The sequence below is a fragment of the Cognatiyoonia sediminum genome, from assembly GCF_900129845.1.
GTDB lineage: Bacteria > Pseudomonadota > Alphaproteobacteria > Rhodobacterales > Rhodobacteraceae > Cognatiyoonia > Cognatiyoonia sediminum.
The window spans coordinates 66,061-82,193 of sequence record NZ_FQXB01000002.1 but is presented as its reverse complement, the minus strand read 5'-3'; the positions used below and the strand labels follow the sequence as shown (position 1 = coordinate 82,193).

The 16,133-nt window shown below is 55.6% G+C and carries 14 protein-coding genes and 1 riboswitch; of the genes, 3 read left to right on the top strand and 11 right to left on the bottom strand.

Going from position 1 to position 16,133, the window contains the following annotated elements; genetic code table 11:
- Positions 1-10: 10 nt before the first annotated feature.
- Together BUA85_RS08630 and BUA85_RS08625 are read left to right on the top strand one after the other, a co-directional pair.
- Complete coding sequence (locus tag BUA85_RS08630) at positions 11-814, top strand: IclR family transcriptional regulator (RefSeq protein WP_072900869.1); 804 nt, start codon at positions 11-13, stop codon at positions 812-814.
- 3 nt (positions 815-817) lie between these two features.
- A complete protein-coding gene (locus BUA85_RS08625; RefSeq protein ID WP_072900554.1) occupies positions 818-1,879 on the top strand; it encodes an ABC transporter ATP-binding protein in 1,062 nt (353 codons plus the stop codon).
- A 51-nt stretch (positions 1,880-1,930) separates the two neighbouring features.
- Here the strand turns inward: BUA85_RS08625 and BUA85_RS08620 are convergent, their stop codons facing one another.
- The 10 genes from BUA85_RS08620 to pdxR form a co-directional block, all read right to left on the bottom strand.
- The gene (locus BUA85_RS08620; protein ID WP_072900553.1) at positions 1,931-2,812 is read right to left on the bottom strand and encodes a dimethyl sulfoxide reductase anchor subunit family protein; all 882 of its coding nucleotides are present in this window, start codon (positions 2,810-2,812) and stop codon (positions 1,931-1,933) included.
- The gene (locus tag BUA85_RS08615) at positions 2,812-3,573 is read right to left on the bottom strand and encodes a 4Fe-4S dicluster domain-containing protein (RefSeq protein WP_072900552.1); all 762 of its coding nucleotides are present in this window, start codon (positions 3,571-3,573) and stop codon (positions 2,812-2,814) included. Before BUA85_RS08615 ends, BUA85_RS08620 begins: the two co-directional genes overlap by 1 nt.
- The gene (locus BUA85_RS16795) at positions 3,570-3,719 is read right to left on the bottom strand and encodes a hypothetical protein (RefSeq protein ID WP_165611601.1); all 150 of its coding nucleotides are present in this window, start codon (positions 3,717-3,719) and stop codon (positions 3,570-3,572) included. The genes BUA85_RS08615 and BUA85_RS16795 overlap by 4 nt, the downstream gene beginning before the upstream one ends.
- Positions 3,716-6,538 (bottom strand): molybdopterin oxidoreductase family protein, encoded by a 2,823-nt coding sequence (locus BUA85_RS08610; RefSeq protein ID WP_072900551.1) that lies wholly within the window; start codon positions 6,536-6,538, stop codon positions 3,716-3,718. The genes BUA85_RS16795 and BUA85_RS08610 overlap by 4 nt, the downstream gene beginning before the upstream one ends.
- Before the next feature lie 11 nt (positions 6,539-6,549).
- The gene (locus tag BUA85_RS08605; RefSeq protein ID WP_072900550.1) at positions 6,550-7,311 is read right to left on the bottom strand and encodes a sulfite exporter TauE/SafE family protein; all 762 of its coding nucleotides are present in this window, start codon (positions 7,309-7,311) and stop codon (positions 6,550-6,552) included.
- The gene (locus BUA85_RS08600) at positions 7,308-8,372 is read right to left on the bottom strand and encodes an acetate/propionate family kinase (protein WP_072900549.1); all 1,065 of its coding nucleotides are present in this window, start codon (positions 8,370-8,372) and stop codon (positions 7,308-7,310) included. Before BUA85_RS08600 ends, BUA85_RS08605 begins: the two co-directional genes overlap by 4 nt.
- Positions 8,369-9,307 carry a phosphate acyltransferase gene (locus tag BUA85_RS08595; protein ID WP_072900548.1) on the bottom strand — a complete coding sequence of 313 codons (939 nt, stop codon included), beginning with the start codon at positions 9,305-9,307 and terminating at the stop codon, positions 8,369-8,371. The genes BUA85_RS08600 and BUA85_RS08595 overlap by 4 nt, the downstream gene beginning before the upstream one ends.
- A 9-nt stretch (positions 9,308-9,316) precedes the next feature.
- The gene (locus tag BUA85_RS08590; RefSeq protein WP_072900547.1) at positions 9,317-10,057 is read right to left on the bottom strand and encodes a TSUP family transporter; all 741 of its coding nucleotides are present in this window, start codon (positions 10,055-10,057) and stop codon (positions 9,317-9,319) included.
- 3 nt (positions 10,058-10,060) lie between these two features.
- On the bottom strand, positions 10,061-11,833 hold the full coding sequence (gene xsc / locus BUA85_RS08585) for a sulfoacetaldehyde acetyltransferase (protein WP_072900546.1): 1,773 nt from the start codon (positions 11,831-11,833) through the stop codon (positions 10,061-10,063).
- Positions 11,834-12,019: 186 nt separating this feature from the next.
- A complete protein-coding gene (gene pdxR / locus BUA85_RS08580; protein WP_072900545.1) occupies positions 12,020-13,492 on the bottom strand; it encodes a MocR-like pyridoxine biosynthesis transcription factor PdxR in 1,473 nt (490 codons plus the stop codon).
- 116 nt (positions 13,493-13,608) lie between these two features.
- Positions 13,609-13,749, top strand: a riboswitch (FMN riboswitch).
- A 69-nt stretch (positions 13,750-13,818) separates the two neighbouring features.
- Here pdxR and BUA85_RS08575 point away from each other — a divergent pair.
- Positions 13,819-14,685, top strand: a complete 867-nt coding sequence (locus BUA85_RS08575; RefSeq protein WP_072900544.1) for a DMT family transporter — start codon at positions 13,819-13,821, stop codon at positions 14,683-14,685.
- Between the two features lie 56 nt (positions 14,686-14,741).
- Here the strand turns inward: BUA85_RS08575 and BUA85_RS08570 are convergent, their stop codons facing one another.
- Complete coding sequence (locus BUA85_RS08570; protein WP_072900543.1) at positions 14,742-16,127, bottom strand: aminotransferase family protein; 1,386 nt, start codon at positions 16,125-16,127, stop codon at positions 14,742-14,744.
- Positions 16,128-16,133: the final 6 nt, after the last annotated feature.

Genomic DNA, 16,133 nt, shown 5'->3' with positions numbered 1-16,133 from the left:
GGAGGAAAACATGTCACGCGGATCCGGCGACGGTACGGTTGGCAAAGCATTGGAAGTGTTGGAAGAGGTCGCCAATTTTGGCCGACCTGTGCGCTTCAATGATGTGCTCGCTCAATCGCGCTTTCCTAAGCCGACGCTGTACCGCCTCATCCAAACGCTGACGAACCAAGGCATGTTGGATTTTGATCCTGAGCGGTCCACCTACGCACCCGGCGCCCGACTGGTGCGATTGGCCCACGCGGCATGGCAGCAATCCTCACTCGCTCAAGTCGCCAGCCCCTATTTACAAGAGCTTAGCGAGCAAACAGGTGAGACGGTCCACCTTGCTCAATTGGACAGCGCGCAGGTGCTTTATCTTGATAAGCGCAATGCAAAGCAGCCGGTCGAGATGTATAGCCAAGCTGGCAAAGTCGGACCCGCCTATTGCACAGGTGTCGGTAAAGCGATGATGGCGTTTTTGCCCGATGCTGAGGCTGAAAAGGTCATTGGCCAACAATCCTTTCACATCTTCACGGAACACACACTGGCGAATGCCGAAGCGCTGAAGGAAGAATTGGCTGAAATTCGGGAACACGGATACGGTTTCGATCGTGAGGAACATGAGCCCGGAATCATCTGCGTCGCCATGCCGATTCTCACCGAACGAGGCCGCCTGATTGGCGCGATGTCCGTCACCAGCACGACGGATCGCACGAATCTCGCAAGCCTCGAAAAGAATGTACCGCTACTGAAAACCGCAGCGGATGCCATTTCACGGGAAGCCCAAAGGTGGTCTTTCCCAGATCATCAGAAACAACAAGCGACAGGACTCTAGCCCATGCCCGGTGTATCCATGAACAAAGTCATCAAAAAATATGGTGACGTGCAGGTCATTCACGGCATTGACCTTGAAATCGACGATGGCGAGTTCTGCGTGTTCGTTGGCCCGTCTGGTTGCGGCAAATCCACATTGCTCCGCATGGTGGCGGGTCTTGAAGAAACGACAGAAGGCCAGATGCACATTGGTGAGCGTAATGTAACAAAGCTCGATCCGTCGGATCGGGGTGTTGCGATGGTGTTCCAGACCTATGCGCTATACCCGCACATGACGGTGAAAGAGAACATGGGCTTTGGTCTGAAGATGAATGGCCACCCAAAACCTGAGATCGAAGAGAAAGTCGCCGAAGCGAGCCGTATTCTTAAGCTTGACGAATACCTGTCCCGCAAGCCAGCAGCCTTGTCCGGTGGTCAACGTCAGCGCGTGTCTATCGGCCGGGCCATTGTCCGTGGACCGGATGTCTTCCTCTTTGATGAGCCTCTGTCCAACCTAGACGCGGAATTGCGTGTGGAAATGCGGGTTGAGATCGCGCGGCTTCACAAAGAAATCGGCGCCACGATGATCTATGTGACCCACGATCAGGTTGAGGCGATGACGCTCGCGGACAAGATCGTTGTGCTCCGCCTTGGCAACATTGAACAGGTCGGCGCGCCAATGGACCTCTACCGCGATCCAGACAATAAATTCGTGGCGGGCTTTATTGGGTCGCCCGCGATGAATTTCATGGACGGCAAAGTCGTGGATGGCGGCGTTGAAATTCCGAACATCGGCATGACCGTACCGGCGCCGATAGCGACGGCCTATAAAGGTCATGACGTCATCGCCGGTTTGCGGCCAGAGCATTTGTCCATTGATCCGAAAGGCGATGCATTGACCGTTGATTTGACGGAAAGCCTTGGCGGTGTGTCATATGCCTATCTGTCTGGTGCAACGGGCGAAAAGCTCGTTGTCGAAGAACGCGGTGATGATCGCGTCAGCGAGGGCGACAAAGTCGGTCTGAGCTTCGAGCCGGAACGGATGTATCTTTTCGATGCGAAAACGGAACAGCGTATTCGCGGTTGATAGGACAAGGCGCTGAGGTGAGAGGCCCCGGTTCTGTGAACGGGGCGGGCTTTAGCGTTTTCCGTAGTAAAGACCGACGACATGTTCCGCTTGCGCGAAGAACAGCCATCTTAGGGCAAGAACGCCCACGATGTGACTGATGACTGCGAACAGAGCGAGGATATGGCTTGCGCTGGCCTGAACCATCAGCAGCAAAACAAACGGAATGGCAAAGCCAAAGACCATTGAGATGATGCGCAGCTTCTGAACATGCTTGCGGCCAACTTCGAACGCAAACTCCTTCAGGAGGTAGTTTGACCCGGTATGCGGCGGCTCAAACGCGCGCACGCTGCCAATGCCGCCGAGACCCGTTGCATTGGCAAGGTTCGACCCACTTTCTGCGAAGCGCTTGTCGCCAGTAGCCCAGTAGTAAGCTGTCATGCCGCCAGCAATCACCAACATGATCAAAGCAATAACGATATTGCCCGATAGCAATGCACCGCCAGCCACCGAAAGATCGATAAAGAGCGCAGGGGTGCTCCAATGCTTCCAACGCGGTACGGTCTTCATTTGCGCATAGATCATGGAGGTCGTGTAGACGACGCCCAAGGACAGAACAGCGCCGACCCAACCCAAAATCGTGAGTTTGGTGCCAAAGAACACAAGCCCCGCGCCATAGATCGCCATAATGATCAAAGCTGCAACAGCACAAATGCCTTCACGGCTTAGCCAACTTGTCCGCCACTGGCTGAACGCTTTGATCGCGCGTTCCGGATGGCCCAAGTGGAAGGTCGACGCGATCAGGCCACCGACGGCCATGATGTAGGCGATGGCGAAAAACACGAAAGCGACCCAGCCTGTTGGGGCGGGAAATCCAAGGCCAAGAAAAAAGAGCAACCCAAATCCGATGCCGGAGAAGGTGTTGAAGATGATCACGGATGGTGCTGGATGCATTACTTTGATCCTCCTGGCATGGCTGTCAGGGCTTTGTCGAGCCACCCCATCAAACCCTTGGCGTCTTGCGCGACGGGCTCAAGGTAGGGGGCCAGAATATCGATCTCCGGCTCCACGTCCTTAGGGCGCGGTGGCAGGTATTTGTTCACAGGCTTGGTGCCTTGCTCTGGCATCAGATCAAACCCGCCGCGTTCGGCAACCAACTGGCTGACGTCACTGTCAGGATCACCAAGATCACCAAAGTGGCGCGCGCCTGCAGGACAGGTCCGAACGCAGGCAGGCTGACGATCTTCTTCTGGTAGGTTTTCGTTGTAAATCCGATCTACGCAGAGGGTGCATTTCTTCATTACACATTCCGCCGCATCCAGCTCACGCGCACCATAAGGGCAGGCCCAAGCGCAGAGGCCGCAGCCGATGCAATCCTGTTCATTCACCAGAACGATGCCGTCCTCTTGCCGCTTGTAGCTTGCGCCAGTCGGACAAACAGTGACGCAAGGGGCATCTTCGCAGTGCAGGCAGGATTTCGGGAAGTGGATCAGCTGAGCCGCGCCTTGATCCGGCTGCACCTCATAAGAATGCACGCGGTTCAGGAACGTTCCCTGACCGGCGGCGGAATAGGCGTTTTGGTCAGACAGAGGAGCACCATAGTTTTCCGTGTTCCAGCCCTTACAGCTAACAACGCAGGCGTGACAGCCCACACAGGTATCCAGATCGATGACCAGACCTAGCTTTTTCGCGGAAGGTGGGGGGAGTGTCGTCATGATAAATCCCTCTCAGTGGGCGTTGGCACTGTCAGGCTAACAGGTTGTTCTTTTTCGGCATCCCAAGTGGCGATGAACCAAATGAAACTGGTCAGTGTCAGGGTCAAAAAGGCCTCGATCAGCAGTAGGAACTGCAAATTGCTCATTCTCCAACCTTCCATTTCAGTTCTTTTGGCCCCTTTGGCACCGGTGATTTGATCGCTGGCACGGCGGGCAAACAGTGATTGGCCTGATCTGTTTTTTCGATCTTGACCCGCAGATCGAACCAAGCGGCTTGCCCTGTGATCGGGTCGGAGTTGGCCCAACGTAGCCCGTCGCCCTTTGGTGGCAGAAGCTCGTGGATCAGGTGGTTAAGCAAGAAGCCTTTCGTCGTTTCGGATGCGTCCTCTTCCAAGGCCCAAGCGCCTTTGCGTTTCCCAATCGCGTTCCATGTCCAAACGGTATTTTCGTTTAGCGACGCCTGATGCGCGACGGGCACGACGATGAAACCGTGAGCAGACGATACCTTGGCCCAATCGCCCTCTTCAAAGCCGTTGGCTTCCCAAACCTTCGTTGGCAGGTACAGCGGGTTGTGCCCGTGAATCTGGCGCAGCCACGCGTTCTGTGTGCCCCAAGAGTGATACATCGCCATCGGGCGCTGGGTCAGCGCGTGGATCGGGAATTCGTCAGGATCGACGTGACTGTCTTCAAACGGCGCGTACCAGATTGGCAGCGGGTCCATCGTTTCTTTGATCCGATCCCGCAAGTGATCCGGTGGCTGGCGCGTGCCGATGCCTTCGGACGCCAGTTGGAACTTGCGCATCGGTTCCACATAAAGCTGGAAGATGTAGGGTTGCACCACATCATAGAACCCCATCTTCACAGCCCAGTCCTGATAGGCCGCATTGAAAGGTTTGAAGTAGGCGCAGTCGTCCGGCACATGCTCGATCCAGAACCCACCGTTTTCGATATAGCGATCGATCTGGTTTGGGTTCACCTCACCTCGGCCATGATCATCGCCATTGCCTCGGAAACCGGCCAAAGGTCCAACGCCCGGACGGCGAATGTGGTTTGTGATGTAGTCAGCGTAGTCCTTATACTTGGTACTACCGTCTTCATTGACAAAACCCGGCATCCCCAGACGCCCGCCAAGATCACAAAGCACCGATTGGAACCCGCGCACATCGCGATCTGGTTCCACGACGGGCCAACGGATCGCATCCGCGACACCATCCGCCTCACATATCGGACGGTCGAGTAGCGAGATACAGTCGTGACGCTCCAAATAGGTGGTGTCGGGCAACACAAGGTCAGCATAGGCCACCATTTCGGACGAATATGCGTCCGAATAGATGATGTTCGGGATCACATAGTTCCCGTCTTCATCCGTGTCGGTCAGCATGTTCATCACACCGGATGTGTTCATGGAGGAGTTCCACGACATATTCGCCATATACATAAACAGCGTGTCGATTTTGTAAGGGACACCGGCATGAGCGTTGGAAATCACCATATGCATCAGCCCGTGGGCCGACATCGGATTTTCCCATGAATAGGCTTTGTCGATGCGGATCGGGCTGCCGTCGTCGTTGATGCAAAGGTCTTCTGGTCCCTGCGTGTAGCCGAGATGCGGACCATCCAACGCTTCGCCCGGTGTCACTTTGCAATGCGGCTTGGGATGCGCGGTTGCTGGCTTCGGGTAAGGTGGTTTGAACCGCATCCCGCCGGGGGTTTCGACGGTGCCGAGGATGATTTGAAGCGTGTGAAGCGCACGGCAGGTCTGGAAGCCGTTTGAGTGCGCCGAGATCCCGCGCATGGCGTGGAAGCTGACAGGGCGACCGACCATTTTGCTGTGCGTCACGCCACGGAAGTCAGCCCATTCGCGGTCCAGCTCGATCGCCTCATCAAACGCGACCCGCGCTAGTTCTGCCGCCATTTGGCGGATGCGCGCAGGGGTCAGGCCGCATTTCTCGGCCACGTTCTCAGGTGCGTATTCGTCTGACATGTAGCGTTCAGCCATCGAATGAAACACGCTGCGGTGGGTGACGCCCTTGGCGCGATGGGTGCCGGCCAAATCAGGCTCGACGCCTGCACCATTCCACGGCGCAAGCTTACCTGTGCGACGGTCGATGACCTGTGGTTGCCCATCAGCATCGCGCAAGAACAGCCCTCGCTGTTCGCTCTTGGGGTCTTCGTTGATCAGCACGGATGCGTTGGTGAACCGAGCCAGATAGTCGAGGTCGATCTTTCCCGCTTTCATCAGGCAATGGATCATCGACAAAATGAACAATCCGTCCGTGCCGGGGGTGATGCCTACCCAGTCGTCGGCGACAGCATTGTAACCAGTGCGGATTGGGTTCACGCCCACGACCTTTGCGCCGTTTTTCTTGGCCTTACCGATACCAATCTTGATCGGGTTAGAGTCGTGATCCTCAGCAACACCAAAGATCATCACCATCTTGGTCAGGTCCCAATCCGGTTGCCCAAATTCCCAAAACGCACCGCCCATTGTGTAAATGCCGGCAGCGGCCATATTTACGGAACAGAAGCCACCATGGGCCGCAAAGTTTGGCGTCCCATAAGACTGCGCCCAAAGGCCGGTGAAGGACTGCGATTGGTCCCGACCTGTAAAGAACGCGAGCTTCTCTGGGTTTTTCTCTCTGATCGGCTTCAGCAGCCCAACCGCGATATCGAGCGCTTCGTCCCAGCTGATTTCCTCGAATTTGCCAGAACCGCGCGGACCAACTCGCTTCAAAGGCGCCTGCAAGCGCGAAGGCGCGTTGTGCTGCATGATCCCAGCGCTGCCCTTGGCGCACAGAACCCCTTGGTTCACTGGGTGATCTTTGTTGCCTTCGATGTAGGCAACCTTGCCATCCTTCATGTGGACGTTAATCCCGCAGCGGCAGGCGCACATATAGCAAGTCGTCTTGCGTACCTCGTCCGACACCTTAGGCGATGTATCTACATGGGGCTGGTCTAACGACATGGCATTCCCTTTCAAGCGAGTACGGTTCGGACCAACCCTGCACCGGCGAGCGAGCAAAGCAGAACCAAACAAAATGGACGATAATAGGCGGCGAACCGTTCTACAAACAGCTGTTGACCAAGAAACACTCCGAACATTGTGGGGAGCGCGAATATGAGGCCTCGGGTGATGCTGGTCGTGGTCATAACGCCAAAGGACAGCATGATGACCATCGACATGATCGAACTGAGGAAGAGGTATAGAACGAGTGTTCCACGCATCGAGCGCGCAGAGGCGTCACTGGCAAGGACGTAAAGTGCCACGATCATGCCGCCGACGCTTGCCAAACCACTTACAATGCCAGACACGACCCCGCTGCCGTAAAGCCCCGGCGTTGTGGCAAGGAAAGGCAACCGGATCTTGGTCAGTTGCAACGCGGCAAGCACCACGATGATTGTCAGGGCGATGGCTTTGGACGTGTCCACATCAAGCGACGTGGTGAGCCAAAGGCCAAACGGCCACCCAAGAGCACCACCAATCACAAGGCCATAGGCCGTTTTGCGATCTGCGTCGGCCCAGCCGCCCTTCATCATCATCAGTGATGCCGACATTTCCAACCACCAAAGCATCGGGATCAGCTCAACGGGCGGAAGGATAATGATGGCAGAAGCCATGATCAGCGCAGAGAGCGCGAACCCCGAAAAGCCGCGTACGATGCCGGCGGCAACAACAATGCCTGCCAAAATCCAGAACTCTTGTTCTGTTAGTCCGGCCATGTCGTAGAACCAGTTCATTGCCCAGCCTCGATAAGGCTCAGCGCATCGCGGGCAATGGCCTTTTCTTCGTCGGCCGCAATCACGTGGACGTCGAACGATCCAAAGCAGGACAAGTGCTCCACGATTTTTTCGCGCACGGGTGCTGCGTTCTCTCCAATGCCACCAGTGAAAGCAACGGCATCGACGCCCCCCATAGCAACAATGGCCGACCCCGCATGGCGTGCTGCCCAGTAGCAGAAATGCTCAACGGCAAAGGCTGCGTCTTCGTCATCGCGCTCCAACAACGTCTTCATGTTGTTGTCGCCCGCCAGCGCTTTTAGACCACTGTTCTTGTTCAGCATCCGGTCGGTTTCATCTTCGCCGAGCGCTTTTGACATCCGTAGCACCGCCGCGCCATCAATGTCGCCGGATCGCGTGCCCATCGTCAGGCCGGACAAGGGGGAATAGCCCATAGAGGTCGCGATCGATTTGCCATCCTTGATCGCGCAGAGCGAGGCACCATTGCCGAGGTGCAAAGCGAGAAGTCGTGACGGCAAGGCCTCACCAAATTCCGCGACCATGTTTGCATAGGACAGTCCGTGAAACCCATACCGCCGGATGCCTGCGTCATGTTGCGTTTGCGGGATTGCGTAACGCACTGCCACATCTGGATTGGTCGCATGAAAAGCAGTTCCAAAGCTGCAGTATTGCGGTAGCTCTGGTGCAGCCTCTTGCAAGGCGAGGATACCTGCGAGGTTGTGTGAGTTGTGCAACGGGGCGAGGGGCGTAACGTTCTCAATCGCGCTGATCACTTGCGGTGTCACTTGCGCCGGTTCGGTCAGGAGTGTCCCGCCATGGACGACGCGATGGGCCGCGGCGCTTAACTTCTCCAGACCAACTCCATTCTCATTCAATGCTGCAAGCATTGCAGACAGTGCGTGGGCATGGCTGGCGGTTTCGATCTCTTGCTTCCTGCCGCCAACTGATAGCGTGCCAGACGTTCCGATGTTTGTCACAGACCCACTCAACACAGACGTCAATTGCAGGTCGAACACTTCGACCTTCAAAGATGACGATCCTGCGTTGAGCACCAAAATCATTTTGGCAACGCACACTTGATGGCGGCAAGAGCAACTGAGGCCATCCGCGCCGCCGCTGGATCAGCACGAGACGTTAGAAGGATCGGTACCTTTGCGCCGGTCACAACACCCGCCGCACAGCCACCGCCAATGTAGACAAAGGCTTTGAACAGCGCGTTGCCGGACACGATATCTGGCACGATGATTGCATCCGCTTGGCCCGCTACAGGGTCAGCTGTCAGTTTCTTGGTCGCGACCGCATCGGGCGACACGATCAAATCGAACGCCAAAGGGCCTGAGACGTCGGCTTCTGGCACTGCGTCCTTGGCCCAGTCCGCCAGTTCTTTTCCGTCCATAGACGATGGGACAGAAGGAATGGCGCTTTCGGTTGCCGATAAGATCGCCAGCTTTGGGCGCTCTGTGCCCAGCCGGATCAACAGGTCAGACACTTCGCGGATCGCGTCTTGGCGTGTTTCCAAATTTGGTTCAACGTTTACAGCAGCGTCGGAAATCAGGATGGGCTTCGACCCATCTGGCGGGCTGATGTGGAAGATATGCACAAACCGGCGCCCTGTGCGCAAACCCGCATCGCGGCTCACGGCGGCTTTCATGAAAACGTCAGTATGCAGCTGCCCCTTCATCAGAACATCGGCCTTTCCAGCACCACAAAGCTCTGCCGCTTTGCGCCCAGCTTCTTCTTCGCCAGTGGTATCGTGCAGGTCGAAACCAGAGATATCCCAATTGAGATTCGCCGCTTCCGCTTCGATCATGTCCCGTTCGCCCACAAAGACAGGGATCATCAAATCCGCTTCGGTCGCCTCCTTTGCGGCCTGCATGGGTAGAGGCGCACCGGCGCGGGCAATCGCGACGCGCGGGCTTCCGAAATCTTGCCCCATCTTAATCAGGTTGGCTGGGGCCTGCGGCTCTGTCGATGAAAGAAAGGAAGATGCTGTCATATCACAAACTCATACTAATGCGCGGATTAACCCGAGCGTTGCGAGTGCTAAAAGAAGAATAATCGCAAACCTCCGAAACCCGTCGGGTGACGTCGCGTTGAACCGGCGGCTCCCCAGCCAGATGCCTAAGCCCAGAATGGGAAAGGCAATTGCGAGGCCGTTCAAGGTATCCAAGGTTACCAGCCCTCCGTGCCAAAGAAACGGCAGAGTAATCGAATCCAACCCTGTCAAATAGACGATCATCGTCGCCCGAAATGTCGCTGCGGCCATCGGCTGTGCGGTCATGAACGCTGCAACCGGCAGTCCGCCGACTCCGGCACTGTTGCACACGCCGGAAACGACGCCTACGCCGATATGGCCCGGGGCCGCGATGCGACGTTGTAATGTCCATCCTGTCAGAAGGATCAGCGACATGATCAAGACGATCAATGAGACCGCCAAGCGCGCGGTGTCTGATCCCACAGAAAGAATGAAGGAAACCGAAAAGGGCAGCGCAATCGCCGCCCCACCTAGCATCGCAAAAACGCGCCGCCAATCGATGTGACCGCGAATGCCGCGGGCTTGAAGGGCTGTCATGGCTATTTCGCATGCAAATACCACCGGTATCAAAGGCAATGGGTTCGTCACGAGGGCTGCGGAGGCGATGAATATCGCTGAAAACCCGAAACCCGAATAGCCCCGGACATAGGCCGCGCCAAGCAGCGAAACTGCTAGAAACGCGGCCGTTCCGGGGCCTAGGTCAAATGGCACCGATTATTCGGCAGCCATGTCAGCGGCGTCGATCCCTGCAACGCGCACCGGCTTTTTCATCGCGTCACGGCGGAATGGCTCACCAAGCTCTTGGTTCAGCATCACTTCGATCAGTGTGGTTTTGTTGTTTTCCATCTGATCTTTGATCGCTGTGTTTAGAACTTCGGTCAGTTCGTCCATGGTGCGTGCTACGACACCTTTCAGGCCACAAGCTTGCGCGATACCCGCGTAAGATACCTCTGTATCCAGCTCTGTGCCGACGAAGTTATCGTCGAACCACAGTGTGGAATTCCGCTTTTCAGCACCCCACTGATAGTTGCGGAAGACGATCTGCGTGATCGCAGGCCAGTCGCCGCGACCAATCGCGGTCAGTTCGTTTACGGCGATACCGAATGCGCCGTCACCCGCGAAGCCAACAACTGGCACATCAGGTTGACCGATCTTCGCGCCGACGATGGACGGCAGACCGTAACCGCAAGGACCGAACAGGCCGGGTGCAAGATACTTACGACCTTCTTCGAAGTCAGGGTAGGCGTTACCGATGGCGCAGTTATTGCCGATGTCAGAAGAGATGATCGCTTCACGTGGCAGCGCGGATTGGATCGCACGCCATGCCATGCGAGGGGACATCCAGTCAGGCTTGGCAGCGCGCGCACGCTCGTTCCAAGTTGTGCCTGGATCGTCATCCTCATGATCCATGGAAGACAGTTCCTGCTTCCATTTGGATTTCGTATCGGCGATCAGCGCCTTACGATCAGCTCGACCTGCATCACCAGCATCGTCAGCGAGTTGCGCTGCAATGCCCTTTGCCACCTTTGCTGCATCGCCAACGATACCGACCGTGACCTTTTTGGTCAGACCAATGCGATCGGGGTTAATGTCGACCTGAATGATCTTCGCATCTGTCGGCCAGTAGTCGATACCGTAGCCAGGGAGGGTGGAGAATGGGTTGAGGCGAGTGCCCAGAGCCAAAACAACGTCTGCCTTAGCAATCAGTTCCATGCCCGCTTTGGAGCCGTTGTAGCCCAAAGGACCGGCGAACAACGGGTGAGAGCCTGGGAACGCGTCGTTGTGCTGGTAGCCAACGCAAACCGGAGCGTCGAGCTGTTCGGCCAACGCTTTGGAGGCATCGATACCGCCTTCGGATAGGACAACACCCGCACCGTTCAAGATGACAGGGAACTTTGCTGAGGACAGAAGCTCTGCAGCGGAAGCGACGGAATTCTCGCCGCCCGGAGACACTTCAAACGAAATCGGCTCAGGGATTTCGATGTCGACCACCTGAGTCCAGAAGTCGCGTGGGATGTTGATCTGCGCTGGGCCAGACAGGCGGTGCGCTTTAGAGATCACGCGGGCCAGAACTTCGCAGACGCGGGACGGGTCGCGCACTTCTTCTTGGTAGGCGACACAGTCAGCGAACAGGTTCATCTGTTCCATTTCTTGGAAGCCACCCTGACCAATGGTTTTATTGGCCGCCTGTGGTGTCACTAGCAGAACCGGAGTGTGGTTCCAGTAAGCCGTCTTAACCGCAGTTACGAAGTTTGTAATTCCCGGACCGTTTTGCGCGATCATCATGGACATTTCGCCGGTCGCTCGCGTGTAGCCGTCAGACATGAAACCAGCGGAGCCTTCGTGGGCGCAGTCCCAGAACTTGATGCCAGCAGCGGGGAAGATGTCAGAGATTGGCATCATGGCGGAGCCGATGATCCCGAATGCGTGCCGAATGCCATGCGCTTGCAGCGTTTTGACAAAGGCCTCTTCAGTGGTCATTTTCATGGGTCTGTCCTTACAATTGGTTCTAGCGTCGCAGATTTGGCGCCTTGGATTCGGGTGCACAATAGGCATGTGTTTGGCTTACGGTTAGGACCAGTTTGGATGCCAAATTAAGGCCAATGGGAAATTTTTTGAGACTATAAGTCTCAAAAAAGCGCAAAACGGTTCCAAAATGTAAGCGTTTGCATTTTAGCTATTTCCGAGCTCACTTTCAATCGCTTTGCCAATAAATGACACGCCCTTTTCGATTCTTTCTGCTGGAATTGATGAATAGGCCAAACGAAAATAGTTTCTTGGAGGTTCGTCGCCCGAAAAAAACGGCGAACCTGGCTCTATCAATACACCGTCCTCACGCAGTCGCCTTGCGAGTTGGACAGTATCGACAGGTTTTGGCGCTTTAACCCAGACGGATGACCCGCCATAAGCGCCTTTGCCTGCAACTGTTATCCCATGTTTTTCCAACGCTGAGTCCAAAACACGGCGCCTGTCGTGGTAAGCTCGAGACATTCGTCGAACCAACGCGTCGTAGTGGCCCAGTGAAAGGAAATAACTGACAGTACGCTGTGTATGTCCTGGAGCGTGCCGGAAAACCGCAGCTCGAAGCGCGCGAGCTTCTCGTATGAATTGAGCGGGACCAACCAAATAGCCAAGACGCAGACCGGGGAAAAGAGATTTGGAGAATGATCCGACGTAGATCACTCTTCCATTCTTATCTAGCGATTTTAAAGACGGCGAGGGCGGCTTCAGAAAAGCCATCTCGAATTCGTAGTCATCTTCTACGATCAGAAAATCCTCGCTTTCTGCTTTGTCTAGAAGCTCGTGTCGCCGCGTGATGGGCATTGTTGCTGCGGTCGGGCATTGATGGCTGGGCGTTGTGAACACAACGTCAGTTCCTTCTGGTAGGTGAGCCGGTACCAAACCATCCTCATCAACGTCGACAGTCGCCAATTGGCATCGAGACTGGAGCAAAATGGAGCGCAACGCTGGATAACAAGGATTCTCAATTGCCGCGATCCGACGCTGAGTTAGGAGGATCTGTGCAGTGAGCCACAACGCATTCTGCGCGCCCATGGTCACCAAGATCTCATCCGGTCCAGCGGATATTCCCCGACGAGGTAGTGTTTGCCTCGCAATGAATTCGACCAACTGCGGATCGTCGCCATCGAAGTAGTCAGCGGTCAGTGAAGAAAAATCCCGTTTCCCTAGCGCTTGCAATGCGCACATCCGCCAATTCGCCCCATCAAAGAGTGTGGGATCGGCCTGTCCATAATTGAACGGGTAACGATAGTCTGCCCAATCCGCAGGTTTATCCATCCCCAGGACAGGAGCGAACCGTTGCCCAATAGCACGGCTCCAATCCACGCTACTTCGATTTGATCGCCGTGCGGGAAATGCGGGAGGCTCCGGCGCGTTTTCGGAAACGAAATAGCCGGAACGTCCTCTTGACGAGAGATAGTCGTCAGCAACCAATTCGGTATAGGCGAGTGTCACCGTGATCCTACTGACGCCTAGATGTTGAGCCATTTTGCGGGACGAGGGGAGCTTTTCCCCTCTTCGAAAGCGCCCGTCCAAAATTCCTTGGGCGACCATCTGCTGTATGCGCGCTTGAAGCGTGCCCTCCGTACTTGGATCAAGGAAGAATGTCTCTAAAGGTATGGCCATGCTGCACTTTGCTTTGGTCTTAGTGGAGAGTCAAATTGGACTTACCCTTAGTTTAAATTGATACAGCATTGATACACAATTCAGTTTCCATTATTTTCGAACTGCCGCACATCGCGGCACATTCTCAGGGCGGGGTGGAATTCCCCACCGGCGGTAAGTCATTAGACAAGCCCGCGAGCGCCTCTTTTCCAAGAGGGTCAGCAGATCTGGTGCGACTCCAGAGCCGACGGTCATAGTCCGGATGAAAGAGAATGGGTGCATCCCTGCTCAGGCAGGGCTGTCCTGTTTTGCCTTGGGTCAATCGCTAGCAAGAAAGGACAAATGCGATGACTCATATTACCTCAATTTCGCGGGACGGTCGTTTGATCGGACCCCTCTTCATGATCATGGCAGGGGCTTTGTTCGCAGGCGCCAATACAGCTGTCCAAGCCGCCGGAATGACCTATGGCGTTCCGTCACCCACAACCGCCTTTTGGCAATATGCGATCGCAACGGTCTTCGCCGTTCCGATGCTCCTGCGCAGCTCTTGGCAGACCGATCAATTAGGATGGCATCTTTTCCGAGTTCTGCTCGCTGTTTTTGGCGTCCAGGCTTGGGTTGCGGGACTGGCGGTCGTTCCGATTTGGCAGGCCATTGCGCTTCTGATGCTTTCACCGATCTTCGTGTCGCTTGGCGCAAAAATCTTCCTCGGAGAACACCTCGGAAATGGCCGGTTGCTGGCCGTCTGTCTAGGGGCCGTCGGAGGTGCCATCATTCTGAAACCGTGGGCGGATGGATTTTCGCCCCACGCCTTTCTGTCGGTTGCAGCCGCGGCCTTTTGGGCGGGTTCGTCTTTGGTCACCAAGCGTCTGACCACAACCGAAAGCACTGAGGTTTTGACCGTGTACCTCTTGGCGCTCTTACTCCCTTTCAACGCCTTCGCGGCCCTAGGATCAGGCTTTGCGTTAGGGCCGGATGCCTTCGGGATCGTCGGCCTAGCTGGCTTGTTCACTGTCGCCGCGCAATTTTGCCTCGCCAAAGCATACAGCTTGTCTGACGCTGCTTATCTGCAACCGTTTGACCATTTGAAGCTCCCGCTCAACGTCGGCTTGGGTCTTTTGGTTTTCGGCTTCGCACCACCCGGCTCCATGTGGATTGGTGCTGCGATCATCGTCGCGTCCGGCGCTTGGCTCGTCCACACGGACAATGCCTAAAAAAGAAAAAGCGCGCCAAAGTGCTGGCGCGCTTTCTCCACCGTGAGTGTATCCGTTTATCCCAAAACGCGTGTCATCGCTTGATCAACAGCGTCCACAACGTGGTTTAGGTCGTCCTTCGTTGCGATCAAAGGTGGCGCAAACAACAGCGTGTTGTTGTAGCCTGGCAGCGACCGGTTCGTCGCACCGATGATCACGCCTTGGTTCATACAATCGGCCACAATTCCCATGACCTTCTTCTCGTCGACAGGCTCTTTAGTGCCGCGATCCTGCACCAACTCGATACCGGCAAACAGACCCATGCCGCGGACATCGCCGATCCAGTTGTGCTTATCCATCAATTCATGAAGTTTTTCATTCAAATGCAGACCCATCGCTTTGGAATTATCCAAAAGGTCCTCTTCAATGATGATGTTCATGTTCTCGATCGCTGCGGCAGGTCCGCCGGTACATCCGCCAAAGGTCGAGATATCGCGAAAATAGCCAAGGTGATCAGACGCATCCTTGAACTTATCAAACACTTCATTGGTCGTCACACAGCAAGAAATAGCCGCGTAGCCAGAGGCCACACCCTTCGCCATCGTCACGATGTCAGGCTTTACACCGAACTGCTGATACCCGAACCAAGTACCCGTCCGCCCTATGCCGCAGACAACTTCGTCGATGTGCAGAAGGATTTCGTACTTCTTACAAATCTCCTGCACTTTTTCCCAATAGCCTTTCGGCGGGACGATGATGCCGCCGCCAGCCGTAATCGGCTCGAGGCAAAGCGCGCCAATGGTGTCCGGCCCTTCTCGCAGGATCACTTCCTCGATCGCTTCGGCCGCTTTCACGCCATAGCTATCACCAGCGTAGTCATTTTGTGCACGGTATTCGAGGCAATGTGGAACGCGAATAAAGCCGGGCGCAAATGGGCCGTACTGTGCGTTGCGCTCATCCTGACCACCGGCGGACATCGTGGCCAAAGTGGAGCCGTGATAGTCGCGCTCTCGGTAAAGTATTTTGCTCTTCTTGCCGCCATAATACTTGTGGCTGATCTGGCGCACCATTTTGAACGCCTTCTCATTCGCCTCTGACCCTGAGTTCGCATAGTAAACGCGGTCGAGACCCGGCATTTTGTCGATCAACATTTCAGAGAATGTTGCACCCGGGATGGTACCAGCTGTACCTCCAAAGAAACACATCTTGGTCACCGCATCGCTGATCGCCTTACCGATCCGCTCGCGACCGTAGCCAACATTCACGGTCCAAACACCGCCGGACACAGCGTCAAGATGCTCTTTGCCCTTGATGTCCCAGACTTTCATACCTTTGCCTTCGACGATGATCCGAGGGTCAATGTCTTTCTCGAAAGGCTTGTGCTGGATCAAATGATGCCAAACGTGAGCACGGTCGGCTTCTACGATGGCTTCTGGGTCATTGGTGAGCTGGTTCAGGTCCATGACAAA

Bases quoted from the DNA above. Each gene is read 5' to 3' on its own strand.
- BUA85_RS08630 (WP_072900869.1), top strand. From the start codon at position 11: ATGTCACGCGGATCCGGCGACGGTACGGTTGGCAAAGCATTGGAAGTG.
- BUA85_RS08625 (WP_072900554.1), top strand. From the start codon at position 818: ATGCCCGGTGTATCCATGAACAAAGTCATCAAAAAATATGGTGACGTG.
- BUA85_RS08620 (WP_072900553.1), bottom strand. From the start codon at position 2,812: ATGCATCCAGCACCATCCGTGATCATCTTCAACACCTTCTCCGGCATC.
- BUA85_RS08615 (WP_072900552.1), bottom strand. From the start codon at position 3,573: ATGACGACACTCCCCCCACCTTCCGCGAAAAAGCTAGGTCTGGTCATC.
- BUA85_RS16795 (WP_165611601.1), bottom strand. From the start codon at position 3,719: ATGAGCAATTTGCAGTTCCTACTGCTGATCGAGGCCTTTTTGACCCTG.
- BUA85_RS08610 (WP_072900551.1), bottom strand. From the start codon at position 6,538: ATGTCGTTAGACCAGCCCCATGTAGATACATCGCCTAAGGTGTCGGAC.
- BUA85_RS08605 (WP_072900550.1), bottom strand. From the start codon at position 7,311: ATGAACTGGTTCTACGACATGGCCGGACTAACAGAACAAGAGTTCTGG.
- BUA85_RS08600 (WP_072900549.1), bottom strand. From the start codon at position 8,372: ATGATTTTGGTGCTCAACGCAGGATCGTCATCTTTGAAGGTCGAAGTG.
- BUA85_RS08595 (WP_072900548.1), bottom strand. From the start codon at position 9,307: ATGACAGCATCTTCCTTTCTTTCATCGACAGAGCCGCAGGCCCCAGCC.
- xsc (WP_072900546.1), bottom strand. From the start codon at position 11,833: ATGAAAATGACCACTGAAGAGGCCTTTGTCAAAACGCTGCAAGCGCAT.
- pdxR (WP_072900545.1), bottom strand. From the start codon at position 13,492: ATGGCCATACCTTTAGAGACATTCTTCCTTGATCCAAGTACGGAGGGC.
- BUA85_RS08575 (WP_072900544.1), top strand. From the start codon at position 13,819: ATGACTCATATTACCTCAATTTCGCGGGACGGTCGTTTGATCGGACCC.
- BUA85_RS08570 (WP_072900543.1), bottom strand. From the start codon at position 16,127: ATGGACCTGAACCAGCTCACCAATGACCCAGAAGCCATCGTAGAAGCC.